This window comes from Nocardioides sp., assembly GCF_964229035.1.
Classification (GTDB): Bacteria; Actinomycetota; Actinomycetes; order Propionibacteriales; family Nocardioidaceae; genus Nocardioides.
In genome coordinates, this window is record NZ_CAXRAZ010000009.1 from 39,657 (window position 1) to 64,146 (window position 24,490).

Below are 24,490 nucleotides of genomic sequence, written 5' to 3' on the forward strand. Positions count from 1 at the left end.
GCAGGTCTCCTTCGCGCTCCAGAAATTGGCCGATGCCCCGCATGCGGCAGACGCTGGGGGCGGAACGAGGACGCCACCCAGCAGGGGTAGTGCTAGCGCGAAAACCACGCCAACCACGACCGAACGCATCAGGTCAGGCTCTCTGTGGCACCGACGATCCAGCGACCGTCGAGATCGACCAGGTACATGCGGGAGCGATGTGGGCCGCCAGGGAAGGACTCAGTTGCTGCGCCTCGTCGACGTTCGAACTCCGAAGGCTCCGCCCGCAGTTGAACGACCCACTGGGTCTTGCTCTCGGATTTAAGCGAGATGACCTCGTCGTCCCCTCCTCGGACCTCTCCACCTGCGGCGTAGATCGACTTCATCTCCCGGGCGAATCCGCGGCATGAGTCGCAATCTGGTCCGCTGACCTCGAGCATGCCCTCGACATCGCCAGTTCGCTGGGCGTGATTCACCAGGGCGAACCACCGCCGGATGAACTGCTCCGCCGTCTCCCCCGGCGGCGCGACGGTGAGGTCATCGGCAGCCGTCGCCTCCGACGCCGCAGAGGACGCCGAGACCGACGGCGCACCGGGCGACATCGGGGCGGAGGCGTCGTCGTCCTCGCCACCGCCGCAGGCGCCGAGCGACGCCGAGAGCGACAGAGCGACCAGCACGGCCAGCGCGCGGGTGATGAGATGCATGAGGTCCTCCCGAGAGAATCACGACGCCCAGGACCAGGACGTCAGCGGCAAGGTAACGCGCGAGCCCGCCGGTGCACCACCACCTGCGTCTCGGCTGTGGATGGCCGCTGAGGCTCGCCGCCGCCACCAGCGTGCTGGCAGGCTGATCGCGTGAGCCTCAACGTGATCGTCGCCGGCGCCTCCGGCTTCCTGGGCACCCACCTCACCGCCGACCTGGCCCAGCGCGGCCACTCGGTCACGCGCCTGGTGCGGCGCGCGCCCTCGGGTGCGGGCGAGCTGCAGTGGAACCCCGACGCGGGTGAGATCGACGAGGCCGCGGTGGCGGCGTCCGACGTGGTGGTGAACCTCGGGGGCTCGCCGCTGGTGGGCAACGTGCACTCCTCGAAGTGGGCCCACGACGTGCGCGCCAGCCGCGTGGCCACCAGCGGGACGGTGTCGAAGGCGATCGCCGCGGCAGCCGCTGCCGGCAAGGCGCCCGCACTGGTGAACGCCTCGGGCGTCGCCTACTACGGCGACCACGGCTCGGAGGTGCTCACCGAGGCCTCCGACTCCCGCGGCGACGCGCTGCTCACCTCCGTCTCGCGCGACTGGGAGGCCGCCACGGCGCCGGCCCGCGAGGCCGGCGCACGGGTGGCACTGCTGCGCACCGCGCCCGTGCAGGACCGCTCCAACCCGCCGCTCAAGCAGCAGCGTCTGCAGTTCCTCGCCGGCCTCGGCGGCAAGCTGGGCGACGGCAAGCAGTACGCCCCGCTCATCTCGCTGCGCGACTGGATCTCGGCGACCGTCTTCCTCATCGAGCACCCCACGGCGTCCGGCCCGTTCAACCTCTGCGCGCCGCAGACGCCCACGAACGCCGAGTTCACCGAAACCCTGGCCAGCCTGGTGAAGCGGCCGGCCTTCTTCCGCGCCCCCAAGGCGGTGCTCAAGGTGGCGGCCGGCGAGTTCTCACCCGAGCTGCTCAACTCGCTCAACCTGCGCCCCGCCGCGCTGCTCGACCTCGGCTTCACCTTCGCCGACCCCGACGTCCGCGCCGTGCTCACCACCGGCCTCAAGGGCTAGTCGAGCGATCAAGGCCGGGCCTCGCGCACGGCGAGCACGCGCCAGCGCCCGTCGGTGCGGCGCAGGTCGACCGTGCGCCGCGAGGGCTGGTCGGCGGGCAGCGCGCGTGCGCGACCGGCGGCGTCCACCGCCATCGCCCCGACCGTGCGGTCGGTGACGTCGAGGAGCAGCCGCTCGGGCGACCGGTGCCACACGTCGAGCGCCAGCACCTGCGAGCCCATCCCCTCCACCCGCAGCCCACGGGCGCGCCACGCGGCGAGGGCTGCGTCGTCCGCGAGGCCGGCAGGCGAGCCCTCCACGTAGAGGCCGCGCAGGCAGGCGCGGTCGCCGCGTGCCCAGCAGCCGGCGCGTTGCGCATCCCAGGCGGCGAGGACGTCGAGCGCCGCCGCCTCCGCCCTCGTGGACGACGCCCGCCCACCGTCGTGCTCCCCCGCCAGCCGTCCGCCCACCACCGCCGCGCCCGCCGCACCGATGCCGGTCGCACCGATCGCCACCGCGACCGCGAGCAGAGCGCGGGCCGGGGACCGGCGTGCGCGGCGTCGTCCGCCGCGTGCTCGGTGAGCGACCGATGACCGTCCGAGTGCCATGCGTCCACGGTGGCACCGATCGGCCGCGGGCGCCGGGCGTCGTCCACAGGGCTGTGCAAGGGCTGGGCCGGGGCCGCGGGCAGTCGGCGGGAGTAGGGTCGAGACATGAGCAGGAGCGTGTCCTTCCGCGAGGTGGGCCTCGGAGCACAGGCCCTCGACTACCTGGCGGCCTGGGAGCTGCAGCGCGAGGTGCACGCGGAGGTGGCGGACGCCGACCCGGCCGCGCCGGCCGACACGGTGCTGCTGCTCGAGCACCCGCCGGTGTTCACCGCCGGCAAGCGCACGCTGCCGCACGAGCGCCCGGCCGACACCGGCGGCGCGGCGGTGGTCGACGTCGACCGCGGCGGCAAGATCACCTTCCACGGGGCCGGCCAGCTGGTCGGCTACCCGATCGTGCGCCTGCCCGACCACGTGAAGGTCGTCGACTACGTGCGCCGGGTCGAGGAGGCGCTGATCGCGGTGTGCGCCGAGCTCGGCGTCGAGACGGCCCGCGTGCCGGGCCGCAGCGGCGTGTGGCTGCGCGCCGACGAGCGCGGCCCCGAGCGCAAGATCGCCGCGATCGGCATCCGTGTCAGCCGCGGCGTCACGATGCACGGCTTCTCGCTCAACTGCGACGTCGACCTCGGCTGGTACGAGCGCTTCGTGCCGTGCGGCATCGCGGACGCCGGCGTCACCTCGCTGAGCCGCGAGCTCGGCCGCGACGTGCCCGTGACGGAGGTGCTCGACCCCGTGCGCCGCCACCTCGCGCGACTGCTGGCGTGGGAGCCCTACGAGGCCACGCCCGACTACGAACCGCGCCCCGACCCGGCCAAGAACCCCGCGCCCGTCGGGGCTCCCGGCATCGCGGTGCTCAGCTACCCCGCGCGCTGAGGCTTTACCCGACACTCCGCCCATCGTGCTGCGGGCGGTCGCGGTAGCGCGCCATAGTGGCAGCCCCCTTCGGCAGAAAGAGGGCTCCCCCATGGACCTCGCCATCGAGACGTCGGGCCTGCGCAAGGAGTACCGCAGCCGGCGCCGCCACCACGTGGCCGTCGACGGCCTCGACCTCCGCGTGGCGGCCGGCGGCGGCGTCCACGGCCTCATCGGCCCGAACGGATCGGGCAAGACCACCACGATCCGCCTGCTGCTCGGTCTGAGCCGGCCGACCGGTGGCACGATGCGGCTGTTCGGCCGCCCGGTGCCCGACGAGCTGCCCGCGGTGATCGGCCGCGTCGGCGCCGTGGTCGAGTCGCCGCGCTTCACGCCCGGCTTCAGCGGACGGCTCAACCTTCGCCTGCTCGGCGACGTGCTCGGTGTGCCGCGCAGCGAGGTCGACGCCGCCCTCGAGACCGTGCAGATCGACTCGCGCGCCGACGACCGCTACGGCACCTACTCCCTCGGCATGCGCCAGCGCCTCGCCATCGCCGCGACCCTGCTCAAGCGGCCCGACCTGCTTATCCTCGACGAGCCCACCAACGGCCTCGACCCGTTGGGCATCCGCGAGGTGCGCGACACGATCCGCGGCCTCGGCGCCAACGGCGTCACCGTGCTGCTCAGCTCGCACCTGCTCGCCGAGATCGAGCAGGTCTGCACCGCGGCCACGATCGTGGGCCGCGGGCGGGTGCTCGCCTCCGGCACGGTCGCCGACCTGCTGGGCGACAGCGACGCCCACCTCGTCGAGGTGGCGCCCGAGGACGCCGACCACGCACTCGCCGCTCTGAGCGCGGCGGGGCTGGGCGTCGTCCACGAGGGCGGCGGGGTGCTGCGGGTGAGCGCGGCCGACCCCGCCCGCATCACCCGCACCCTCGGCAAGGACGGCGTGTGGCTGCGGCGCCTCGATCCGCTGGCCCGCGACCTGGAGTCGGTGTTCCTCGAGCTCACCCGCGGCGCCGAGCTGGGGGCGGCGAAGTGAGCGCCCCGCTCGAGCAGGCGTACCGGGCCCGCCGCGACGGTGCTGGCCACCCCGATCAGCGCGCGACCTTCGGGCGACTGGTGCGCGTCGAGCTGCTGCGCCTCGGTCGACGTCGCGCTGTGCTGGGGCTGCTCCTGGTGGCGGTGCTGGTGCCGGCGATCACCTGCGCCGTGCTCGTGGTCGAGACACGGCCGATCACGGCGGCCGAACGGGCGCAGGCGGAGCAACAGCGCGCGGAGTACCTCGCGAGCGACGAGTTCGCGCAGAGCGTGGAGGACTGCACGAAGCAGCCCGCCGATTTCGCCATCGAAGGCGATCCGGATGTCGACGACGCTCCCAGCTTCGTCGAGCTGTGCCGGGACTCGCTCGACCCGGGCGACTTCGTCTACGAGCGCTCGCCGCTGACGGTCGACGACGAGCAGGACGACGGCAGCGGGCTGTTCGTCGTCCTCGTGCTGGGCCTGACCGCGCTGCTGGCGGCCGCCACCTCGATCGGGCACGACTTCGCCACCGGGTCGATCGCCAACCAGCTGCTGGTGGAGCCGCGGCGCCTGCGGCTTCTGGCGGGCAAGCTCGCGGCGCTGGTGCTGGTCGCCGCGGTCGCGGCGGGCGTGGTCCTCGGGCTCTACTGGGCCGTGCTCAACGGCGTGGCGGCAGGCCGGGGCGAGCCGGCCGCCACCGCGTCGCTGTCGAGCACGCTGCAGGCCGTGGGGCGCGGCATGGTGTTCGCCTCGCTCGCAGCACTTCTCGGGTTCGCACTCACCGCGCTGCTGCGCTCGACCGTCGGCACGCTCGGCGTACTCGTGGGGACGACGCTGCTGCTCGCGATCGTGCCCTCGACACTGGGCAGTGACGACACGTGGAACCCGCTCCTCAGCGTCGACGCCCTGGCGTCCGGAAGCGCAGAGACCTATCGCTACGAGGACTGCTTCACCGTCGGCGAGTGCGGGCAACTCTCGACCATCACCTACGTCGAGGGCCTGCTGACGGTCGGTGTCATCCTGCTCGTGCTCGCCGCATCGGCCGCCTGGTCGTTCCGGCGCCGCGACGTGCGGTGAGGGGCGTGCGCGAGTGCGGGGGCCATGACCGGGCGGGAGTAGGCTGATCGGGTGAGCGCACCCGCCCCCGAAGGACGCAAACTCCTCCGTCTGGAGGTCCGCAACGCGGAGACCCCGATCGAGCGGAAGCCGTCCTGGATCAAGACCCGGGCCAAGATGGGCCCTGAGTACACCGCCCTGCAGAAGCTGGTGAAGTCCGAGGGCCTCCACACCGTGTGTCAGGAGGCCGGCTGCCCCAACATCTTCGAGTGCTGGGAGGACCGCGAGGCCACCTTCCTCATCGGAGGCGATCAGTGCACCCGGCGCTGCGACTTCTGCCAGATCGACACCGGCAAGCCGCAGCCGCTCGACCGTGACGAGCCGCGCCGCGTGGCCGAGTCGGTGCAGCAGATGGAGCTGCGCTACGCCACCATCACCGGCGTCGCCCGCGACGACCTGCCCGACGGCGGCGCCTGGCTCTACGCCGAGACCGTGCGCGCCATCCACGAGCTCAACCCCGGCACCGGCGTCGAGAACCTCATCCCCGACTTCAACGGCGACCCCGACCTGCTGCGCGAGGTCTTCGAGTCGCGCCCCGAGGTGCTCGCGCACAACGTCGAGACCGTGCCGCGCATCTTCAAGCGCATCCGTCCGGCGTTCCGCTACGAGCGCTCCCTCGACGTCCTCACCCAGGCGCGGGCCTTCGGCCTGGTCACCAAGTCGAACCTCATCCTCGGCATGGGCGAGACCCGCGAGGAGGTCTCGCAGGCGCTGCGCGACCTGCACGAGGCCGGCTGCGAGCTCATCACGATCACCCAGTACCTGCGCCCGTCGGTGCGTCACCACCCCGTCGAGCGCTGGGTGAAGCCCGAGGAGTTCGTCGAGCTCGCCGCCGAGGCCGAGGAGATCGGGTTCGCCGGCGTCCTCTCGGGCCCGCTCGTGCGTTCGTCGTACCGCGCCGGGCGTCTGTATCGTCAGGCGATGGCCGCGCGCGAGGAGCGCGCGGGCGTCACCGCCTGAGCCACGACCCGCACCACCTGCGCGCCTGAGGAGAGAGCCGACCGATGTCGACCACCCCGATCGATCCCCGCACGATGAGCCGTCGTCGTCAGATCCTCGAGACCTACAAGATGTCTCGCGAGGTCGACCCGGCCATCACCTGGTGGATGCTCGGCGCCGCGCTGATCTCGGGCGGCCTCGGCTTCGCGCTGTTCTACTTCGTGCTGCCGGGCGAGGGCATCTTCAAGAACATCCTCACCGGCATCGGCACCTTCCTGCTCGCGCTGCTCGGCCTGATGATCGTCTTCGGACGACGCGCTCAGAAGGCCGCCTTCAATCGTCTCGACGGCCAGCTCGGCGCCGGCGCCCGCGCGCTGACGATGCTGCGCCGCGGCTGGATCGTGGAGGAGGTCGTCGGCTTCACCAAGCAGCAGGACATGGTCCACCGCGTCGTCGGCCCTCCGGGCATCGTGCTCGTGGGCGAGGGCAACGCCAACCGTGTGAAGCCGCTGCTCGTGAGCGAGACCAAGAAGCACGAGCGCGTGCTCGGCGACTACCCGGTCTCGACGATCATGGTCGGCACCGACGAGGGCCAGGTGCCGCTCGACAAGCTCACCAAGAGCCTCACCAAGATGAAGCGCGCGGTGAAGCCGGCCGAGATCACCGAGATCCGTCAGCGCCTGCGCGCCCTCGACGCCGCCCGCCCCAAGGTCCCCCTCCCCCGCGGCCCGGTGCCGACGTCGATGAAGGGCAACCGCGGCCAGCTGCGCGGCCGCTGATCGCCGTCGCCGCTCCGCCCGCTACTTGATCAGCGTGCGCAGCGTCTTGAAGGTGACGGTCGAGGTGCCGGCGAAGATGTCGTGCAGGCCGCGGCCGTCGGCGCGGAAGACGAGCGGCGGGATGATCAGCGCGATGAGGATCTGACGCCCGAACGCCTTCCACCACGGCAGGCGGCGCAGGTGTCCGTCGGCGGGCACCACGCACAGGCCGGTGAGCAGCTTGCCGGCCGACCCACCGGCCAGCCAGGTGAGCAGCGCGGACTCGACGACGAAGAGCACCAGCACGGCGTAGGACGTCGGTGAGCCGGGGTCGGTGTAGCTGTCGAAGCCGACGACGATGATCACGGCCAGGGTGCACAGGATCCAGTCGACCAGCAGCGCACCCATGCGCCGTGCCCACGACACGTTCTCGATCACCCCTCCACGCTAGCGAAGGGGTCGGCACCGGGCGCCGCCGCGTCAGGCGGCGCGCGATGGTGGATCGCTGGCCCGGCGCGGTGGATGCTGCCCCGGGTAGAGCGTCGTGCGCTGTGGCGGCGGGATGACGACGGGCTTCCCGGTGTCGTGATCCATCCGGATCGTCCACGGGCTCGCATGGACGAAGCGGTGGTGGACGCGGCACAGCAGCACCAGGTTGTCGAGGCTGGTGGCTCCTCCGTCGGCCCAGTGCTCGATGTGGTGGGCCTCGGTCATCGACGGTGGCCTCGTGCAGCCGGTGAAGGCGCAGTGCCGATCGCGGACGACGAGCGCCGACCAGATCGCCGGCGTGACGAGCCGGTGGCGGCGGCCGACGTCCAGGAGCTGCCCCTCGCTGCCGAGGACGACGGGCAGCACCCCGGCGTCGCACGCCAGCCGGCGTACCGAGTGCACCGAGATCGGGGTGCCGTCGAGGTAGTGGGCGTCGGGGGTGCGGGCCTCGGGCGGGAGGGCGCCGGTGCCGAACTCGAAGTGGGTGCGCAGCTCGGCGTCGGCGACGCGGCGGCGGAGGTCGGCCTCGTCGATGACGACCACGACGGTGGGGCGGGTGCCGTGGTCGGTGGGCGTGCCGGGGTGGTCGGCGACCGCGCGGGCGACGTCGACGAGGGCGTCCCACATGCGCATGCCGGAATCGCGCGGGTCGCGGCCGTCGTGGGCGCAGCCCGGCACGTCGCACGGCATGGTGGCGGTGCCGAACGGGCCGGCTCCACGCACGCACGCGCCCGGCTCGCTGGGCATGGGCGCGGAGCGGGCGAGCAGCACCGAGCGCACGAGCTCGGCGTCCTCGAAGCTGCCAAAGCCGCGGAACCAGGCTCCGCCGCGACCGTCGGGGCGCACGGAGAAGTAGCGCTGGATGTGCGCACCCTGCTCGGCGCGGGCGCGGCCGCGCTCGAGGTCGACGAGGTGGCCGTCGGGGTCGACCGCGCGGACGACGTCGTCCAGCGCGTTGGTGAGGCCGGTGGCGTCGAGCGCGTCGTCCACTGCCAGGCCGAGCAGGCCGTCGGCCACGGCCTCGCGGAGCTCGGGGTCGCGCGGGAGGGTGACGACGCTGCCGGCGATGGCGCGCGCCTGCGGCAGCGTGATGTGGCCCTGCTCGAGCGCTTCGCGGACCTGCGGCACGTGGTTGAGCTGCCCGACCGCGCGGAGCAGGCCACCGCCCTCGCCGCGGTGGCCGCCGGTGAGGTGGGTGAGGAGGTCCTTCGTGGAGGCCCAGCCGTGCGCGACGGCGGCGTCGGTGTACTCCAGCTGCTCGGCGATCTGGAGCAGGGTGGCATCGAGGAGGGCCCGGCTCGAGGTGATGAGCGAGGCCGCTTGGAGGGCCTCATCGCCCGACATCTCGATCTTGGGCAGCCCGACGAGCTCACGCACGCAGGCGACCACGGCCGATGCCTGGTTGACGACTGCGGAGGAGCTCATACGAAGATGATGCATCGAACACCTGTTCGAGTCAATTAACCCGACGCCGCCTGTGGATGACGCCCCTCGGCCGGGAGGAGGCGCGGCTCACAGCAACCCGTAACGCCCCCGAAACGCGCGGGGCCTCCCCCGCAACACGCGGGCCCTAGCGTCAGCGGTGTCGCTCGGGCGGCCCGACCCACCCTCTCGTCAGGAGCTCCCCCTATGACAGCGAACATCGTCCGACTCGGCGCCATCCAGGATGTCGAGGCCTACGTCCCGCCGGCGGCGTCCTTCGACCCCGCCGAGACCCCGGGCGAGGTCTTCGGCGAGAACGTCTTCAGCCTCTCGGTGATGCAGCGCCGGCTGCCGAAGTCGGTGTTCAAGTCGGTGGCGGCGACCATCGAGAAGGGCACCGCGCTCGACCCGATCGTGGCCGACGCCGTGGCGTCGGCGATGAAGGACTGGGCGCTGGAGAAGGGCGCGACGCACTACGCGCACGTGTTCTACCCGCTGACCGGCCTGACCGCCGAGAAGCACGACAGCTTCCTGGAGCCGGTGGGCGACGGCACGGCGATCGCGGAGTTCGCGGGCAAGACGCTGATCCAGGGCGAGCCGGACGCCTCCTCCTTCCCGAACGGCGGCCTGCGCGCCACCTTCGAGGCGCGCGGCTACACCGGCTGGGACATCCAGTCGCCGGCCTACGTGCTGGAGAACCCGAACGGCAACACGCTGTGCATCCCCACGGTGTTCGTGTCGATGACCGGCGAGGCGCTCGACCACAAGACGCCGCTGCTGCGCAGCCAGCAGGCGATGTCGACGCAGGCGATCCGCGTGCTCAAGCACTTCGGGCACGCCGAGCCCGAGAACGTGGTCTCCTACTGCGGCCCCGAGCAGGAGTACTTCCTGGTCGACAACCACTTCTTCCTGACCCGCCCCGACCTGCTCAACGCTGGTCGCACGCTGTTCGGCGCGAAGCCGCCGAAGGGCCAGGAGTTCGACGACCACTACTTCGGTGCGATCCCCGAGCGCGTGCTGGGCTTCATGCACGACACCGAGCGCGCGCTGTTCAAGCTCGGCATCCCGGCGAAGACGCGCCACAACGAGGTCGCGCCGGCGCAGTTCGAGGTGGCGCCGATGTTCGAGCGGGCGAACCTGGCCTCCGACCACCAGCAGCTGCTGATGTCGACCTTCCGCACCATCGCCAAGAAGCACGGCATGGAGTGCCTGTTCCACGAGAAGCCGTTCGCCGGCGTCAACGGCTCGGGCAAGCACGTGAACTTCTCCTTCGGCAACGGCCCGCAGGGCAACCTGCTGCTGCCGGGCGACACCCCGCACGACAACGCGCAGTTCCTGGTGTTCTGCGGCGCGATCATCCGCGCGGTGCACAAGTACGGCGGTCTGCTGCGCCTGTCGGTCGCGTCGGCGTCCAACGATCACCGCCTGGGGGCGAACGAGGCGCCGCCGGCGATCATCTCGATCTTCCTCGGCGACCAGCTGGCCGACGTCTTCGACCAGATCGCCAAGGGTGGGGCGACGCGCTCGAAGGAGAAGGGCACGCTGACCATCGGCGTCGACACGCTGCCCGACCTCACCAAGGACCCGGGCGACCGCAACCGCACCAGCCCGTTCGCGTTCACCGGCAACCGCTTCGAGTTCCGCGCGCCGGGCTCGCTGCAGACCGTGGCCGCGCCGATGGTCATCATCAACACGATCGTGGCCGAGGCGCTCGACTTCTGCGCCACCTACCTCGACGACAAGCTGGCCGCCGGCGAGGAGTTCAACATCGCCGTGCAGGACCTGCTCTCGACGATCGTGGCCGACCACGGCGCGGTGATCTTCAACGGCAACGGCTACTCCGAGGAGTGGCAGATCGAGGCCGAGCAGCGCGGTCTGAAGAACCTGCGCACCACGGTCGACGCCATCCCCGAGTGGACGACGCCCGAGGCCGTCGAGCTGTTCACCACCTACGGCGTGTTCAACGAGCGCGAGCTCGACAGCCGCTACGAGGTGGCGATCGAGCAGTACCTGATGACCGTGGGCGTCGAGGCGAACCTGACGATGGAGATCGCCACCACCATCGTGCTGCCGGCAGCGATCCGCTACCAGACCGAGCTCGCCCAGAACGTCGCCGCCCTCAAGGCCGCCGGTGTGGACGCCGACACCTCCGCCCTCGAGGCCGTGTCGGCGCCGCTGGGTGCACTCAAGAGCGGGATCGCATCGCTGAAGGCGGCGATCGAGGGCGCTCACAGCCACGAGGGCATCGAGGAGGCGCTCTACGTGCGCGACACGGTGCTCACTGCGATGACCGACGTGCGCGGTGCCGCCGACGCTCTCGAGGGCGTCGTGGCCGACGACCTGTGGCCGCTGCCGACCTACCAGGAGATGCTCTACATCCTCTGATCCGCTCCCCCGGACGCCTCCGGGAGCCGCCTGCTGACGCCGCGGTGCGTCGTCCACGCTGGGCCTGGCTGCCGAACTCTCAGGATCTTGTTACATCGCCGAAACAATCCGGTGATGGTCGAGAAACTGCCTGTTCGGTAGGTTGCCACAGCGAGGACGACGCACCGTCGCGTCGTCGACCCGCCGATACGTCAGTGGATGACAGCAGGCTGGCCGCGAGGGCAGCCGAGGAGGACGAATGTTCAACAACAGCGAAGAGCTGCTCAAGTTCATCAAGGACGAGGGCGTCGAGATGGTCGACGTCCGGTTCTGCGATCTGCCCGGCGTGATGCAGCACTTCACCGTCCCGGCCGGCGCGTTCGACCAGTCGGTGTTCGACGACGGTCTGGGCTTCGACGGCTCCTCGATCCGTGGCTTCCAGGCCATCAACGAGTCGGACATGTCGCTGTTCCCCGACCCGACGACCGCGTACATCGACCCCTTCCGCAAGTCGAAGACGCTGAACGTCAACTTCTTCATCCACGACCCGATCACGGGCGAGGCCTACTCGCGCGACCCGCGCAACATCGCCAAGAAGGCGCTGGCCTACCTCTCGAGCACCGGCATCGCCGACACCGCGTTCTTCGCGCCCGAGGCCGAGTTCTACATCTTCGACAACGTCCGCTACTCCACCGGCGTGAACGAGGGCTTCTACCACATCGACTCCGTCGAGGGCTGGTGGAACTCGGGCAAGGAGGGTGAGGACAACCTGGGCTACAAGACCCGCCTCAAGGGCGGCTACTTCCCCGTCGAGCCCTACGACCACTACTCGGACCTGCGCGCCGACATGGTCAAGAACCTCGAGGCCTGCGGCCTCTCGGTCGAGCGTGCGCACCACGAGGTCGGCACCGCCGGCCAGGCCGAGATCAACTACCGCTTCGACACGCTGCTGCGCGCCGCGGACGACGTGATGAAGTTCAAGTACCTCATCAAGAACACCGCCTGGCAGCAGGGCAAGTCGGTGACCTTCATGCCGAAGCCGATCTTCGGCGACAACGGCTCGGGCATGCACGTGCACCAGTCGCTGTGGAAGGACGGCTCGCCGCTGTTCTACGACGAGACCGGCTACGGCGGCCTCTCGGACCTCGCCCGCTGGTACATCGGCGGCATCCTCAAGCACGCCCCGGCCGTGCTGGCGTTCACCAACCCGACCGTGAACTCCTACCACCGCCTGGTGCCCGGCTACGAGGCCCCGATCTCGCTGGTCTACTCCTCGCGCAACCGCTCCGCCTCGGTGCGCATCCCGATCACGGGCACCAACCCCAAGGCCAAGCGCATCGAGACCCGCTTCCCCGACCCGTCGGCGAACCCCTACCTCGCGTTCTCGGCCCTGATGCTCGCCGGCCTCGACGGCATCCAGAACAAGATCGAGCCCGCCGCCCCGATCGACAAGGACATCTACGAGCTCCCGCCGGACGAGATGGCCGAGATCGCCCAGGTGCCCACCAGCCTCGGTGCCGTGCTCGACGCCCTCGAGGCCGACCACGACTTCCTCACTGTGGGCGACGTGTTCACCCCCGACCTCATCGAGACCTGGGTCGACTACAAGCGCACCAACGAGATCGCGCCGGTGCAGCTGCGTCCGCACCCGCACGAGTTCGAGCTGTATTACGACATCTGACAGACGTCGTAGCGCCGAAAGGGCCCTTGACCTGCGGAAACGCAACGTCGGGGGCCCTTTCCGTTGGGCCCGATCCGGCTCAAATACCGCAAGGAGACCGCAGGAGATCCGTTCCTAGTACGCGAGAGTCATCTCCAGCGAGCATCGTGGCGCGGCCACGGGCTGACATACGCCAGTCCCGTCATCATCTCCCGAGCGCTCCCGTGGAGTGCGACGAGTCGTCGCAGCGGGTCCGCCGGATAGGCGACTTCGTCCGGCGCCGGCTCGGCAGGCAGCACGCCCTTGACTCCGTCCTTCATCAGTCCGAACGCGACTTCATTGCGCGCCTTCCACGTGTCGTAGGCATGCGGGTTCGCGCCAAGGAACCAGAAGTACGACGTGGCCGACTCGGCCGCCGTCAGGATCTGCTCAACCTCGTCAGCGTTCGCGAGGGTGGGAGTCGGAGGCTGGTCGAGCGTCCGGATAAAGTTCCGCACCTCCAACATGCCCAGGGTGATCGCGTAAAGCAACACGAGCTCGCTGCTGTAGTGGTCGTACCTCGGCCAGCCGAGCAGCGCATCCTTCCCGTAGACCTCGCGACGGTGATCAACCACCGGATGCGCGTATCCGCTCAGGAAGCGGTAGTGAGCAGCGAGTCGGCCGGCATCAACGTCGTCGATGAGGTCGTTCTCCTGCAGGTTGGTCAGCAGGGACGACCATGTTAGGTAGACGTGCCAGAGGTCTTGGTTCTCGCGCGCCATGCGGCGCAGCTCATCCGCACTGATCGCCCAGTCGTTCTTCTGGACGCTCGGCGGACCGAGGCTCGGCCAGTACTGCTCAAGCAGGAAGTAGTAGATGCTGATCTGGCGGCCCGGCCCGCCGTCATCAGACTCGGACTTCAGTCCCTCGCGCACGATCCGGACGTCGCCCTTGCGTGTCCGACTCCAACTGCGGATGTCCTTCGTCCACTCCTCGCCCGCGTCCTTCGCGGCCTGCCACGCGGCCCATCGCTCGTCGTCGATGCCGCGGAATCGCTGCACGAAGGTCCTCCCGCTGAAGAGGAGCCAGTCGACAAGGACCTGCTCCAGGCAGGTCCGGATTAAGGACAGGGCGGAGTCGTAGCGGAGATCCATGCTCAGGTCGACTGCGCCACTGAGATGGGACGCGAGGCCTCGGACACGATCTGCCATGTCAGTCACGTCCATGTGCTGCACGCCGTCCCAGCGGATTAGCCCGGGGAGCCCGTCCATCAGCTCTCGCAGCAGTTCCCATGCCGCCACGAGTTCAGTGTGTTGGTCGTCAGCAGTCATGCGGTGATCTTGCCGGGCCGGGCCCACACTTCATGATGAAGGGACTGCTGCACCGATCAGGGGAATGGCTGCGCTGCGGACGCACCGAGTAAGTGCCGTGCGTCCAAGGGTGTCCCATGTATCTCATCGCGATCTAGAACCTCGTACGGTCTGTAGTTAAAGGTGCAAGTTTGAGAGGGTCTCTGGCCTCTACTGTTGGCCCATGACTCTTTCAGAGGTGCGGGAGATTGAAGGGGAGTTCTCACTCACCTTCTATTGCGGCGAATTACCTGCTGACGCAGCCATTGCTGCGGCTGGCCACGAGCCGAACGGCTACTTCTGGGAAGGCGTTGCAGAGTTCATCGGCGGCGACTTAGTGAAGCAAATGGAACTGGACTCCGAGGGAGGAATGTTCTGCGCGGTGGGCGAGCAGGCCGACCTCACTGCGATGCAGTCTCTGCTTGAGCCCCTGCTGACTAACGGCAATGCAGTTCTCGACGTCATTGCGCGGGCCGAGGCAGCGAGCTTCATCTTTGATGACTGAGGTCAACGGGGCGCCCGCAGACACCGGTTCGAGGCGGGAGGGGCAAGCGCGCGGTCCTGCGCCTCGCGGTGTGGCCCGGCCCCATAGGCTGCGTTCATGTCAGAGCGATGGGTGCCGTACTTCGTGCTGCTCAGCGCACTTCTGCAAGTCCTGTCCTTCACCTTCGTGGAGCGAGATCAGGAGCCCCGGCGGTTCACCCGAGCGGGACATCTTTTGCGAGGACTCGCGCTCGTCGCTGCCCTCGCAGGGGTTGCCGTCATATTCACATGAGGCGGCGAGAGGATCGGCGCCGTCCCGCTGCGCCGCACAGGTTGCAGCGGGCTTGGTAGCACGACGCCGCCTCTGACGGGCCCGCGGGCCCCTCGCCTGCATGAGCAGGCGGAGGCCCTTTTCGTGTTGGAGGACTTTCAGCGTCGAGGCCAGGCCGATCTGACGCTTCCGCTCACTCCACGCCGAGCGCAACCTCCGTCGACTTCACCAACGCTACGACCGACGAACCGACCTCGAGCCCGAGGTCGTCGACGGCGTCCTTGGTGATCGAGGAGGTGAGGATGTCGCCGCCGTTGAGCTTCACCTTGACCACCGCCATCGCCTCGCCGGTGGTGATCTCGACGACGGTGCCGGCGAGCTGGTTGCGGGTGGAGAGCTTCATGGGGTGCCTACTTCCTCGAGAACGTCAGGTCGCGGTCACGGTAGCCGACCGTGCCCGAGCGCGATCACGTCGCGCGGGTGCGCGTCGTCCTCACGTGGGCGCGTTCGCCCTGGGTGCCGAAGAGGCTGAGGTACTCCACGGGGCCGGCGCTGGTGGCGCCGAACCAGTGCGGGGTGCGGGTGTCGAACTCGACGGCCTCGCCGGGGCTGAGGAGGAGATCGTGCTCGCCGAGCACGAGGCGTAGACATCCGCTCAGCACGAAGGCCCAGTCGAAGCCCTCGTGGGTGCGCAGCTCGGGGGTCACGTCGTCGCGGCCGGCGGGGAGGATGAACTTGTAGGCCTGGATGCCGCCGGGGCGGCGCGACAGCGGGATGACGGTGGCTTTGCCGGTGCCGGCCAGCGGGCGCATGTTGACGCGGGGGTCGCCGGTGGGTGGAGCGTCCACCAGCTCGTCGAGCGTCACGCCGTAGTTGCGGGCCAGCGGCAGCAGCTGCTCGAGCGTCGGACGACGCGCGCCGGACTCGAGTCGCGAGAGCGTGCTGATCGAGATGCCTGTGCTGGCGGCCAGGTCGCTCAGCGTGACGCCGCGTTGCTGGCGCAGGTGCTTGAGGCGGGGGCCCACGGCGTCGAGGGTGCGGTCGGTGGCGTCGTCCATCAGCGTTTTCCATTCGGCAAAGATGTTTGCCTTTCAGACACTACTCCCCCAGGCTCGATGCATGCGGCAGGCAGCCGCGTCGACCGTCGAGAGGGAACAGCCGTGAGCCAGGCGTCAGCACAGGAGCAGTACGACGTGATCGTGGTCGGCGGCGGAGCGGCGGGCTTGAGCGCAGCGCTGACCCTCACCCGAGCGCGCCTCACGACCGCCGTGGTCGACGCCGGCGAGCCACGCAACGCGCCCGCGGACGGCGTCCACGGGCTGTTGGGGCATGACGGCGTGGCGCCGGCGGACCTGCTGGCACGCGGGCGTGACGAGGTGCGCGGCTACGGCGGCGAGATCGTCGACGGGCGCGTGGTCGAGGTCGTCCGCGTCGACGACGGCTTCGAGGCCCGCCTCGCTGACAGCTCCACCCTGCGCGGACGGCGCCTGGTGATGGCGACCGGACTGGTCGACGTGCTGCCGGACATCCCCGGCGTGCGCGAGCAGTGGGGGCACGGCGCGCTGCACTGCCCCTTCTGCCACGGCTGGGAGGTGCGCGACCAGCGCATCGGGATCCTCGGCGGCGGGCCGAACGGCGTCCATCGGGCGATGCTGTGGCGGCAGTGGAGCGATCGGGTGGTGCTCTTCGCGGGCGCGGCCGCGATGGCCGAGGAGGAGCGAGCGCAGCTGGTGGCGCTCGGGGTCGAGATCGTCGAGGGAGCGATCGCCGAGCTGGTGAGCATGGGCGGCCAGGTGGAGGGGGTCCGGATCGGCGAGGGAGCGGACGCGAGGGTCGTCGAGGTGGACGCGGTGGCGATCACCACCCGCCTCACGCCGCGCGCTGATGCGTTCACCGGCCTCGGGGTGGAGGTGCGCGAGCACCCGATGGGCGTCGGCACGTTCGTGGTGGCCGACGAGATGGGACGCACGGCGGTGCCGGGCGTCTTCGCGGCGGGCAACGTCAGCGACCTGATGGCGCAGGTGAGTCAGGCGATCGCACAGGGGGCGCGGGCGGCGCAGGCGATCGTGGCCGAGGTGATGATGGAGCGGGCGGGGGCGGTTGCCCTGCGGTGACGCACGACCGGGCGCTCACGCCGAGTCGCGGTCGCAGACCGAACCGCGCGCGGTGCGGGCTGACGTCGTCCACGCGTGAGCGCGGCAGAGGTGACGCTCGTCGATAGTATCGAGCGGCGTTAGTATTGCCGGGTGATTCGCTCCTTCCAGAACACGGAGACGGAGCGAGTCTGGAACAGCGAGCGGCCCCGAGAACGTTGAGATCACCGACTACCACTGATGGTGGAGGCATAGCAATGGCACGCAGCACCAAGGCGCACGACCCGATCACTCCGGGCGAGATCCTGCTGACGGAGTTCCTGGAGCCGCTGGGCATCTCGCAGTACCGCCTCGCTCAGGCCACCGGGATGCCGCAGACCCGGATCGGCGAGATCGTGCGGGGCCAGCGGTCGATCACGATCGACAGCGCCCTTCGACTCTCGAAGGCACTCGGAGTCGATGACCGCTTCTGGATCAATCTCCAGATCGATTACGACCTGGAGGTCGAACGCGACCAGAAGGCCGACGAGCTTGCACGAGTCGTCACGTTGGTGAGCTGATGCCGATCGCCACCTCGGAGGCAACGGCAGTGAGCAGCAACGGCGACGGCGTGCGGCGACCTGAGCTGATCGTGCTCGACGTCAACGAGACGTTGTCCGACCTCTCCCCCATGGCCGACGCCTTCACCGCGGCCGGCCTCGACGCCGCGGCGGTGGAGCCGTGGTTCGCCGGCGTGCTGCGTGACGCCTTCGCGCTCACCGTGCTCGGGCAGTGCCCATCGTTCCTCGAGATCGCCGACGCGTCGCTCCAGGTGCGCCTGGCCGCGCGCGATCACGACGATCCGGCCGGCGCGGCGGCGGCGATCGTCGAACGGTTCGCCGCCCTCGAGCCGCACGCCGACGTCGTGCCGGGCCTGAGGGCGCTGGCCGAGATCGGGTGCCGGATCGTGACGCTCAGCAACGGCTCGGCGCGGGTCGCGCAGGCGCTGCTCGGCCAGACGCCTGCGGCCGAGGTGATCGAGCACTACCTCTCCGTGGACGACGCCGGCGCCTGGAAGCCGGCCGCGGCGGCGTACGAGCACGCGCTCGCCCGCACGGGGGTCGAGGCGGGGGCGGCGATGCTGGTCGCCGTCCACCCGTGGGACATCGCGGGGGCGCGGGCGGCCGGCTTGAGGACGGCGTGGATCAGCCGCGATGGAGCGCCCTATCCGACGCACATGCCGACTGCTGAGATCGAGGCGCGTTCGCTGGTGGGGCTGGCGCAACGGCTCGACGCGGCGCCGCGGTAACCGGCGGCGCCACGCCGAGCTCGCTCTGAGGCTCAGCCCGCGCGACGGACGAGCGCCTGCTCCATCTGGACGCACAGGTCGCGCACGCAGTCGTCGAGCGATTCACCCGTCTCGCGCTGCAGCATCGCCAGGCTCAGCTCGGCCACCAGCAGAGCACCGCCGGCGAGGTCGCGCTCGTCGTCGAAAGAGCCCATCAGACGGCGAGCGCCATCGGCGTCCCCCCGCCCCCGCGCCGCGACGATGCCCGCGACCTTCTGCGCGGCCACGACGACCGGCTCGAGGGCGGCTCGGCGCTCCGCCTCGTTCACGCGATCAACCCCGGCGTCTGCGTGCGCGCCTTCTCGAAGCGCGCCTGCACATCGGCCCAGTTGACGACGTTCCACCACTGCTGCACGAAGGTCGCCTTGTCGTTCTTGTACTGCAGGTAGTAGGCGTGCTCCCACATGTCGAGCATCAGCAGGGGGACCATGCACACGGGCACGTTCCCCTGGTGATCGAAGTGCTGGATGATGAACGGCCGCTGGGCCACCATGTCCCACGTCAGCACCGACCATCCGGAGCCCTGGACGCCGAGCGCGTTGGCCTCGAAGTGGGCGCGGAACTTGTCGAAGCCGCCGAAGTACTCCTCGATCACCTGAGCCAGCTCACCGGTCGGCCTGTCGCCGCCGTCGGGCGACATGTTGGGCCAGAAGACCGAGTGGTTGACATGCCCGCCGAGGTGGAAGGCGAGGTTCTTCTCCAGCGTGGAGAGCCCGCCGAAGGACTCGGCCTCGCGAGCCTCGGCCAGCTGCTCGACGGCGGTGTTGATGCCCTTGACGTACGTGGCGTGGTGCTTGTCGTGGTGCAGCTCCATGATCGCGCCGGAGATGTAGGGCTCCAGCGCGGCGTAGTCGTAGGGAAGGTCGGGCAGCGAGTAGTCGGCCATGTTGCCATCGTGCCGCTATTGCAAGTCGTTTGCAATAAGGCTCGCTAGTGCTCGAGGAGCGACTTCCAGAAGACGACCTTGCCGTCGCCCGGCCCGTAGTAGTCGCGGATGCGCGCCTCCTCGTCGAAGCCGCGGGCGGCGTAGAAGGTGCGGGTCGGGGCGTATTGATCGGTGCTCGAGGTCTCGATGATGAGCACCCGCGCCACCTCCTCCCCCATGGCGCGCAGCAGCTGCTCGACGTGGGCGATGAGGCGGGTGCCCAGGCCGGTGCCGTGCTGAGCCGGGTCGACGGCGAGGAAGTGGAGGTTCCACACCCGGTCGGCGAAGGGCTCGGGGGCGACGTAGGCCGCGGCGAGGGGGCGGGCGTCGTCCACAGCGACGAACCACTGGTGCCCCTCGTTCTCGCCGGCGAGCGCGCCGTCGAAGGCGGCGAGGAAGTCGTCGAGCTCATCCGGGGCGAACATCTCGTTGTCGACGGCGAGGTCGGCGACAACCGAGCGATCCGCAGATACAGCGGGGCGGATGGTGATGGGGGCGGCCACAGTGGCGTCCTCTCGTGCGATGGGGCGCGAAGAGCCTACGGACGACGGGCAGCCCGGCGCAGGTCGATTCTTGGCGTCGACGGCTCGGCGTGCGCGTCGGGCGAGCGCGACCGCGCGGAGGCCGTCGATAACCTGGGCGCATGTCCGCCGAGACCCCGGCTTGGCTGCCCGACCCGTTCGGCCGGTTCGAGCAGCGCTACTGGGACGGCGAGGAATGGACCGAGCACGTCTCGACCGACGGGCGCGCCGACACCGATCCGCCGATCGCCGGTCCATCCGCTCGGCACGGGGCGTGGCATCCCGATCCCTTGCGTCGCTACCAGTCGCGCTACTGGGACGGGCACCGCTGGACCCAGCACGTGGCCAACGACGGCAAGCAGTTCGTGGACCCTCCGGACGGGTCCGCCGCCCCGCCGGGCGGCGTCACGTCGTCCGCCGTGCGACCTCATCCACTGCCGCCGACGGCCGCGCCGGTGAACCCGAAGATCCAGCGGCAGCTGCGGCAGGCGGGCGTGCGGCACCCCGGCCAGGGTGGCGGAACGCTCTTCACCGAACCGGTGCTGGTGATCAACCAGCGCGCCAAGATCCTCGGCTCGACCCGCGAGTACGCCGTGCACGACGCGGAGGGACGACAGCTCGGCGCCGTGCGCGAGCTGGCGCGCGATCGCGACACGCGGCTCGCTGATCGCGCCCGCGGCCTCAACGAGCGCCGGCGCGCGTACGAGTTCGTCGTCACCGACCTCGCCGGCGCTCTGCTGCTGCAGATGGAGCGTCCCGAGGCGGGGCGCTGGGGAGCGACGCCGCTCATCGTGCGCGGGTACGACGGCGTCGTCCTCGGGCAGATCGTGCGGGAGTCGAAGATGCGCAGCGCGCTCGGCGTGGCCACGGCGGGCGAGGAGTCCGCGGTGGCGAAGCTCAAGGACGCGTCGCGCCGCCTGGAGTCGGCGTTCAAGGACCTGCTCGGCGGCGCGCGCTTCCGGTTGGAGATGGAGGGGCGTGTGGTCGGCTCGATCCGCTCCGACAGCACCGAGTGGAACTTCGTGGTGCGCGATGCCGACGGAGATGCGATGGCCGCGATCACGAAGACGTGGGCGGGGTGGATGAAGGCGCGTATCGCGAAGGCCGACCACTACGTGGTGGACATGGCGCCGCTGCGTGAGGAGGCGTTGCGGCCGCTGGTGATCGCGGCGGCGATCATCGTGGACTTCGAGTTGAAGGCGCGGCGCTGATCGACTCAGCTAGGAGACCCGAGGTGGACCGCGCGCAATTCAGGCGGTGCGCCCCGAATTTCTTGTGCTCGCAGAGATGAGAAGCAAGCGGACCATTGGACAGGGAGCCCAGAGGACCAGCACCGATCGGGGGCCGTGCGCCATTCAGTTCAACCTTTGCTGAAACAAAGTGGCCCACCAAAAACACGAATGCGCAGCGGACTACAGCCTTCTCCAATGCCGAGCATCTCGGACCGCGCCACCTAGTACCTTCGCGCCAATTTCGCGAAGATCGGAAAAAGGGCCGCATAGGCTGGCCGATTCCACTAGCCTGCGAACATTCGTTCTCGCCCAAGCAACGTTGCCCGAACTAGACCGGACTCACGACATTGGAGGCCGTAATGAATCTGTCCGACTTCACCGAGACCGCCCTGAGCACCTTTCTGGGAGCAGCAGTAGCACTCTCGAGCAGCTCGCTGGGCCAGAGGCGGGCTTCCAAACTCGCAGAGGAAGCTGCCATCAACAGCCTCATCCTCGATCTATCAGCGAAGCGAGCCTTCGTTGTGAGCGACGACTGGTCGTGGCGTGACGGCGAGATTGATCGCATTCAAGGCTCCGTCAGCCATTCGCGACAATTGATTCGAGAAACTCGAACTTCACTGAGACCCCGCTCAAAAGCTCTTCCGATCCTAAGAAGCATGACAAGATCATGCAATCTGTTTCTGGAAATCCACGAGGACGGCGACACGGAGAGGACAAAGCAGGCGCTGATCACCCTCAGTTCAGAGATGACGAAGCATGTCACCGCGCTTTCGAAACTTAGCCCGCACTACTATGGCGACCGTCCTGGTAGCGCTGCCCTTTAGCATCTGACACCAGATCGGGCATCGCGACCGCAATAAACAAGGTGACCCGATGCAAGCCCGATCAGCCCCGCTCGCCCCGCGTGACCGCCTCGAGCATCGCCTGGAACCTGCCGCCGACCGTGATGGAGATGCGGCCGTCGTCCGCGATGGAGGTGAGCTGCTGGTAGCTCGAGCCGTCCCACCAGTACAGGTGGGGGCTGAGGGGGCCGGGCATGGTGGCGTAGGCCTGGGCGGCGAAGCCGGCCATGGTGTTGACGGCGGCGAGCACGCCGGCGTCCTCGATGAGGTGCCAGGCGATCTGGTGACGGTCGGGCAGGCAGAGCAGCCAGCCGTGCTCGGTGGCGCGGCGCCCGGTGAGGCGCTCGGCGAGGCCGGGCATGAGCAGCGCGAGGCTGGCGGTGAAGACGGAGTCGCCGCCGAGGACCTCGAACGTCGCCTCGCCGGTGTCGACGTGCTCGACCTGCTCCACCTGGAGCTGCCCGAGATTGGCGATGCCGCTGGCGCGCAGTGCGGCGAAGCCGCCGAACTCCTTGACGCGCTCGGCGTCGAAGAGCTCGATGGAGTCGGGCTTGTCGAGGGCGATCAGCTCGACGATGCCGGGCGCGAACTCCTGGTGGGGGTGCTCGTCGAGGCGGGGGACGCCCGCCGGATCCATGAGGCGCGAGTAGGCGCGGAAGTGGGCCTCGTCGTGCTCGAGGCCGACGAAGCCGCTGGGGGCCTCCCACGACGAGAGCACGCGATCGACGTGCCCCTCGATCGTGGCGCGCCAGTTGCGCTCGTGCAGATCGCTGCAGATGGCAGCGACGTTCCACAGGCCGAACTCACGCCCCTCGGCGTCGACCGCGTGCCCCGGGTGGACGACGACCGGCAGCCCCGCCTCGGCGAAGGTCTCCCGCACCAGGGACCGGAAGCGGTCGGCGGCGGCACGCTCGAAGAAGGGGAAGGCGGCGTCGGGTTCGGGCGCCGGCGTTGGGGTGGACGTCGGGTGCACGACGCCGCCGCGCTTACGCCTCCTGAACAGACCCATCGCCCCTCCTCCCGACGCGGGCCGCCACGAGCCGACCCTCGTCGTCCACCCTGTCACAGCCGATGGACCGCGAAGCACCTGGCTTCTCGTGAGTCGAGGAGCGGATCGAGTCTCGAGGTCGACACAGGAACGCTGGGCGACATCGAGCGCCGGCCTTTGTGTCGGACCCCTTTCCTAGCGTGTCTGCAGGAGGTGGGGAGATGACGCCAAAGCCTGTTGGCCCCTGCGGGAAGGTTCGTTACCGCAACGACCGTGAGGCCGTTCGTGCCGCCATCAGCCAGAGTCGCCGCGGAGGGCTTGGCCTTCGCACGTACTGGTGCGCTCGGTGCCACGCCTGGCACCTCACCAAGAAGGAGATGCGACCTGAGTGGCGCAAGAGTCGCAGACATCGGTCAGTCGGGGCGAGCTTCCGTGACCAGTGAACAGAGCCAGACCAACCGCATCGAGAACCCCGGTCCCCAACCCTCAGCCTCGACCCGGCCCACCCATCCCGCCGCCCATCCCACCGGCCGACGGCGTCGTCCGCGTGTCGACGGCGACGCTGAGCGAGCCGCGGAACCCGTCGTCCACGCTGCCGGTGAAAGCGCCCATCTGCAGGGCGTAGCCGTCGCTGAACACCATGTCCTGCTCGAGGCTGGTGCGCGCGAGGTTGTCGGCAGAGCCCACGTAGGCGTCGTCCGCGTAGACCTTGGTGAGCATGGTCTCGGGGAAGGCGACCTGCGAGGTGGCGATGGCGTTGCCGGCGCTGGTGGCCGAGGCGAGGTCGGGGTAGATCTCGAAGTGCAGGTGGGTCCAGCGGCCGTCGTAGCAGCCGGGGACGATCGTGGAGAAGGTGAGCTTGCCGTCGGCGTCGGCCACCTGGATGCCGCGCAGGTAGGTCTCCTCCTCCACGCCGGAGGAGTACATCGAGTAACGGCCCTCCGCGTCGCAGTGCCACACGTAGAGCGCGGCGCCCTCGAACGGGCGGCCCTCGGCGATGTCGGTAAGCGAGAAGGTGAACTCGAGCGGCACGCCCTCGGCGGTGGTGCCGCCGTCGAGGCTGGAGCGGATGTCGCTGCGCTCGATGCCCGACTGCTGCAGCACGTTGAGACCGTTGGTTCCGTCGGCCGGGTAGGGGCCGTTGGTCTCCTCGGGGATCTCCTCGGCCGCGCTGCCACCGCCACTCGTCGTAGCGCTCGCGCCGGCCCCCGCCCCGCTGGACGACGCCCCGCCCCCGCAGGCGGCCAGCGCCATCGATCCCGCGCCGATGCCGAACGCGGCGAGCAGCCGCCGACGGCTCATCAGCGTGCCGATGTCGAAACCGGCGCCCTGGTCGACCACCTCGTCGTCCGGACGGTCGAGGAGGCGACCTTCGAAGGCAGGGCCGGCGGGCGTCTGGTCGGGCTCGGGGATGGTGCTGGTCATGTGGTCCTCCACGGGTCGCGGCTGGTCGGGCGTCGGTGGACCCGAGCGTGGCGGCCGTGGCTGTGTGCTTCTTGTGAGCCGGCTGCGAGTCGCGTAGGAGGAATCT

The 24,490-nt window shown here is 69.8% G+C and carries 26 protein-coding genes; 14 read left to right on the forward strand and 12 right to left on the reverse strand.

The window, feature by feature from the left end; genetic code table 11:
• Nucleotides 1–128 precede the first annotated feature (128 nt).
• Nucleotides 129–683, reverse strand: a complete 555-nt coding sequence (locus tag ACERUN_RS02870; protein WP_370288180.1) for a DUF6318 family protein — start codon at nt 681–683, stop codon at nt 129–131.
• A 150-nt stretch (nt 684–833) separates the two neighbouring features.
• On the opposite strand from ACERUN_RS02870, the gene ACERUN_RS02875 reads away from it, so the two are divergent.
• The gene (locus ACERUN_RS02875; RefSeq protein WP_370288181.1) at nt 834–1,742 is read left to right on the forward strand and encodes a TIGR01777 family oxidoreductase; all 909 of its coding nucleotides are present in this window, start codon (nt 834–836) and stop codon (nt 1,740–1,742) included.
• An 8-nt stretch (nt 1,743–1,750) separates the two neighbouring features.
• Here ACERUN_RS02875 and ACERUN_RS02880 read toward each other — a convergent pair whose 3' ends face one another.
• On the reverse strand, nt 1,751–2,329 hold the full coding sequence (locus ACERUN_RS02880; RefSeq protein WP_370288182.1) for a hypothetical protein: 579 nt from the start codon (nt 2,327–2,329) through the stop codon (nt 1,751–1,753).
• Between the two features lie 105 nt (nt 2,330–2,434).
• On the opposite strand from ACERUN_RS02880, the gene lipB reads away from it, so the two are divergent.
• The 5 genes from lipB (at nt 2,435) to ACERUN_RS02905 (ending at nt 7,035) form a co-directional block, all read left to right on the forward strand.
• Complete coding sequence (gene lipB, locus ACERUN_RS02885) at nt 2,435–3,199, forward strand: lipoyl(octanoyl) transferase LipB (RefSeq protein ID WP_370288183.1); 765 nt, start codon at nt 2,435–2,437, stop codon at nt 3,197–3,199.
• Between the two features lie 91 nt (nt 3,200–3,290).
• Nucleotides 3,291–4,220 (forward strand): ABC transporter ATP-binding protein, encoded by a 930-nt coding sequence (locus ACERUN_RS02890; RefSeq protein ID WP_370288184.1) that lies wholly within the window; start codon nt 3,291–3,293, stop codon nt 4,218–4,220.
• Complete coding sequence (locus ACERUN_RS02895; RefSeq protein WP_370288186.1) at nt 4,217–5,278, forward strand: ABC transporter permease subunit; 1,062 nt, start codon at nt 4,217–4,219, stop codon at nt 5,276–5,278. The genes ACERUN_RS02890 and ACERUN_RS02895 overlap by 4 nt, the downstream gene beginning before the upstream one ends.
• A 51-nt stretch (nt 5,279–5,329) precedes the next feature.
• Nucleotides 5,330–6,277, forward strand: a complete 948-nt coding sequence (gene lipA / locus ACERUN_RS02900) for a lipoyl synthase (protein WP_370288187.1) — start codon at nt 5,330–5,332, stop codon at nt 6,275–6,277.
• A gap of 44 nt (nt 6,278–6,321) precedes the next feature.
• Nucleotides 6,322–7,035, forward strand: coding sequence for a DUF4191 domain-containing protein (locus ACERUN_RS02905; protein WP_370288188.1), 714 nt, complete (start codon nt 6,322–6,324; stop codon nt 7,033–7,035).
• 21 nt (nt 7,036–7,056) lie between these two features.
• On the opposite strand, the gene ACERUN_RS02910 is transcribed toward ACERUN_RS02905, so the two are convergent.
• Both ACERUN_RS02910 and ACERUN_RS02915 read right to left on the reverse strand, forming a co-directional pair.
• Nucleotides 7,057–7,452 carry an RDD family protein gene (locus tag ACERUN_RS02910; RefSeq protein ID WP_370288189.1) on the reverse strand — a complete coding sequence of 132 codons (396 nt, stop codon included), beginning with the start codon at nt 7,450–7,452 and terminating at the stop codon, nt 7,057–7,059.
• 42 nt (nt 7,453–7,494) lie between these two features.
• Complete coding sequence (locus ACERUN_RS02915) at nt 7,495–8,928, reverse strand: DUF222 domain-containing protein (RefSeq protein WP_370288190.1); 1,434 nt, start codon at nt 8,926–8,928, stop codon at nt 7,495–7,497.
• A 204-nt stretch (nt 8,929–9,132) separates the two neighbouring features.
• Here ACERUN_RS02915 and ACERUN_RS02920 point away from each other — a divergent pair, with 204 nt between their 5' ends.
• Nucleotides 9,133–11,310 (forward strand): glutamine synthetase III, encoded by a 2,178-nt coding sequence (locus tag ACERUN_RS02920; protein WP_370288191.1) that lies wholly within the window; start codon nt 9,133–9,135, stop codon nt 11,308–11,310.
• 238 nt (nt 11,311–11,548) lie between these two features.
• The gene (gene glnA, locus ACERUN_RS02925) at nt 11,549–12,970 is read left to right on the forward strand and encodes a type I glutamate--ammonia ligase (protein WP_370288192.1); all 1,422 of its coding nucleotides are present in this window, start codon (nt 11,549–11,551) and stop codon (nt 12,968–12,970) included.
• 128 nt (nt 12,971–13,098) lie between these two features.
• On the opposite strand, the gene ACERUN_RS02930 is transcribed toward glnA, so the two are convergent.
• Nucleotides 13,099–14,259, reverse strand: a complete 1,161-nt coding sequence (locus ACERUN_RS02930) for a hypothetical protein (RefSeq protein ID WP_370288193.1) — start codon at nt 14,257–14,259, stop codon at nt 13,099–13,101.
• A gap of 202 nt (nt 14,260–14,461) precedes the next feature.
• Here ACERUN_RS02930 and ACERUN_RS02935 point away from each other — a divergent pair, with 202 nt between their 5' ends.
• The gene (locus tag ACERUN_RS02935; protein WP_370288194.1) at nt 14,462–14,782 is read left to right on the forward strand and encodes an Imm51 family immunity protein; all 321 of its coding nucleotides are present in this window, start codon (nt 14,462–14,464) and stop codon (nt 14,780–14,782) included.
• Between the two features lie 442 nt (nt 14,783–15,224).
• On the opposite strand, the gene ACERUN_RS02940 is transcribed toward ACERUN_RS02935, so the two are convergent.
• Together ACERUN_RS02940 and ACERUN_RS02945 are read right to left on the reverse strand one after the other, a co-directional pair.
• The gene (locus tag ACERUN_RS02940) at nt 15,225–15,434 is read right to left on the reverse strand and encodes a molybdopterin-binding protein (protein ID WP_370288195.1); all 210 of its coding nucleotides are present in this window, start codon (nt 15,432–15,434) and stop codon (nt 15,225–15,227) included.
• Between the two features lie 64 nt (nt 15,435–15,498).
• On the reverse strand, nt 15,499–16,089 hold the full coding sequence (locus ACERUN_RS02945; protein ID WP_370288196.1) for a helix-turn-helix domain-containing protein: 591 nt from the start codon (nt 16,087–16,089) through the stop codon (nt 15,499–15,501).
• Nucleotides 16,090–16,191: 102 nt separating this feature from the next.
• Here ACERUN_RS02945 and ACERUN_RS02950 point away from each other — a divergent pair, with 102 nt between their 5' ends.
• The 3 genes from ACERUN_RS02950 to ACERUN_RS02960 all read left to right on the forward strand — a co-directional run bounded on the left by ACERUN_RS02950 (nt 16,192) and on the right by ACERUN_RS02960 (nt 18,412).
• Nucleotides 16,192–17,145 carry an NAD(P)/FAD-dependent oxidoreductase gene (locus ACERUN_RS02950; protein ID WP_370288197.1) on the forward strand — a complete coding sequence of 318 codons (954 nt, stop codon included), beginning with the start codon at nt 16,192–16,194 and terminating at the stop codon, nt 17,143–17,145.
• 236 nt (nt 17,146–17,381) lie between these two features.
• Nucleotides 17,382–17,684, forward strand: coding sequence for a HigA family addiction module antitoxin (locus tag ACERUN_RS02955; RefSeq protein WP_370288198.1), 303 nt, complete (start codon nt 17,382–17,384; stop codon nt 17,682–17,684).
• 29 nt (nt 17,685–17,713) lie between these two features.
• Complete coding sequence (locus tag ACERUN_RS02960; RefSeq protein WP_370288199.1) at nt 17,714–18,412, forward strand: haloacid dehalogenase type II; 699 nt, start codon at nt 17,714–17,716, stop codon at nt 18,410–18,412.
• Between the two features lie 32 nt (nt 18,413–18,444).
• Here the strand turns inward: ACERUN_RS02960 and ACERUN_RS02965 are convergent, their stop codons facing one another.
• The 3 genes from ACERUN_RS02965 to ACERUN_RS02975 are packed head-to-tail and all read right to left on the reverse strand — an operon-like array spanning nt 18,445 to nt 19,879.
• Nucleotides 18,445–18,720 (reverse strand): hypothetical protein, encoded by a 276-nt coding sequence (locus tag ACERUN_RS02965; RefSeq protein WP_370288200.1) that lies wholly within the window; start codon nt 18,718–18,720, stop codon nt 18,445–18,447.
• Nucleotides 18,717–19,337: a superoxide dismutase gene (locus ACERUN_RS02970; RefSeq protein ID WP_370288201.1), complete on the reverse strand. Its 621-nt coding sequence runs from the start codon at nt 19,335–19,337 to the stop codon at nt 18,717–18,719. The genes ACERUN_RS02965 and ACERUN_RS02970 overlap by 4 nt, the downstream gene beginning before the upstream one ends.
• 44 nt (nt 19,338–19,381) lie before the next feature.
• A complete protein-coding gene (locus ACERUN_RS02975; protein ID WP_370288202.1) occupies nt 19,382–19,879 on the reverse strand; it encodes an N-acetyltransferase family protein in 498 nt (165 codons plus the stop codon).
• 140 nt (nt 19,880–20,019) lie between these two features.
• Between ACERUN_RS02975 and ACERUN_RS02980 the strand changes: the two genes are divergently transcribed.
• Nucleotides 20,020–21,108: a phospholipid scramblase-related protein gene (locus ACERUN_RS02980; protein WP_370288203.1), complete on the forward strand. Its 1,089-nt coding sequence runs from the start codon at nt 20,020–20,022 to the stop codon at nt 21,106–21,108.
• Nucleotides 21,109–21,488: 380 nt separating this feature from the next.
• A complete protein-coding gene (locus ACERUN_RS02985) occupies nt 21,489–21,953 on the forward strand; it encodes a hypothetical protein (RefSeq protein ID WP_370288204.1) in 465 nt (154 codons plus the stop codon).
• A 61-nt stretch (nt 21,954–22,014) separates the two neighbouring features.
• Here ACERUN_RS02985 and ACERUN_RS02990 read toward each other — a convergent pair whose 3' ends face one another.
• On the reverse strand, nt 22,015–22,980 hold the full coding sequence (locus tag ACERUN_RS02990) for a hypothetical protein (RefSeq protein ID WP_370288205.1): 966 nt from the start codon (nt 22,978–22,980) through the stop codon (nt 22,015–22,017).
• 465 nt (nt 22,981–23,445) lie between these two features.
• Nucleotides 23,446–24,384 carry an intradiol ring-cleavage dioxygenase gene (locus tag ACERUN_RS02995; RefSeq protein ID WP_370288206.1) on the reverse strand — a complete coding sequence of 313 codons (939 nt, stop codon included), beginning with the start codon at nt 24,382–24,384 and terminating at the stop codon, nt 23,446–23,448.
• Between the last annotated feature and the right edge of the window lie 106 nt (nt 24,385–24,490).

Coding starts and splice junctions, on each gene's coding strand:
- lipB (WP_370288183.1), top strand. CDS start 2,435: ATGAGCAGGAGCGTGTCCTTCCGCGAGGTGGGCCTCGGAGCACAGGCC.
- ACERUN_RS02905 (WP_370288188.1), top strand. CDS start 6,322: ATGTCGACCACCCCGATCGATCCCCGCACGATGAGCCGTCGTCGTCAG.
- ACERUN_RS02945 (WP_370288196.1), bottom strand. CDS start 16,089: ATGGACGACGCCACCGACCGCACCCTCGACGCCGTGGGCCCCCGCCTC.
- ACERUN_RS02940 (WP_370288195.1), bottom strand. CDS start 15,434: ATGAAGCTCTCCACCCGCAACCAGCTCGCCGGCACCGTCGTCGAGATC.
- ACERUN_RS02920 (WP_370288191.1), top strand. CDS start 9,133: ATGACAGCGAACATCGTCCGACTCGGCGCCATCCAGGATGTCGAGGCC.
- ACERUN_RS02890 (WP_370288184.1), top strand. CDS start 3,291: ATGGACCTCGCCATCGAGACGTCGGGCCTGCGCAAGGAGTACCGCAGC.
- glnA (WP_370288192.1), top strand. CDS start 11,549: ATGTTCAACAACAGCGAAGAGCTGCTCAAGTTCATCAAGGACGAGGGC.
- ACERUN_RS02930 (WP_370288193.1), bottom strand. CDS start 14,259: ATGACTGCTGACGACCAACACACTGAACTCGTGGCGGCATGGGAACTG.
- ACERUN_RS02985 (WP_370288204.1), top strand. CDS start 21,489: ATGAATCTGTCCGACTTCACCGAGACCGCCCTGAGCACCTTTCTGGGA.
- ACERUN_RS02880 (WP_370288182.1), bottom strand. CDS start 2,329: ATGGCACTCGGACGGTCATCGGTCGCTCACCGAGCACGCGGCGGACGA.
- ACERUN_RS02970 (WP_370288201.1), bottom strand. CDS start 19,337: ATGGCCGACTACTCGCTGCCCGACCTTCCCTACGACTACGCCGCGCTG.
- ACERUN_RS02995 (WP_370288206.1), bottom strand. CDS start 24,384: ATGACCAGCACCATCCCCGAGCCCGACCAGACGCCCGCCGGCCCTGCC.
- ACERUN_RS02955 (WP_370288198.1), top strand. CDS start 17,382: ATGGCACGCAGCACCAAGGCGCACGACCCGATCACTCCGGGCGAGATC.
- ACERUN_RS02870 (WP_370288180.1), bottom strand. CDS start 683: ATGCATCTCATCACCCGCGCGCTGGCCGTGCTGGTCGCTCTGTCGCTC.
- ACERUN_RS02980 (WP_370288203.1), top strand. CDS start 20,020: ATGTCCGCCGAGACCCCGGCTTGGCTGCCCGACCCGTTCGGCCGGTTC.
- ACERUN_RS02990 (WP_370288205.1), bottom strand. CDS start 22,980: ATGGGTCTGTTCAGGAGGCGTAAGCGCGGCGGCGTCGTGCACCCGACG.
- ACERUN_RS02935 (WP_370288194.1), top strand. CDS start 14,462: ATGACTCTTTCAGAGGTGCGGGAGATTGAAGGGGAGTTCTCACTCACC.
- ACERUN_RS02915 (WP_370288190.1), bottom strand. CDS start 8,928: ATGAGCTCCTCCGCAGTCGTCAACCAGGCATCGGCCGTGGTCGCCTGC.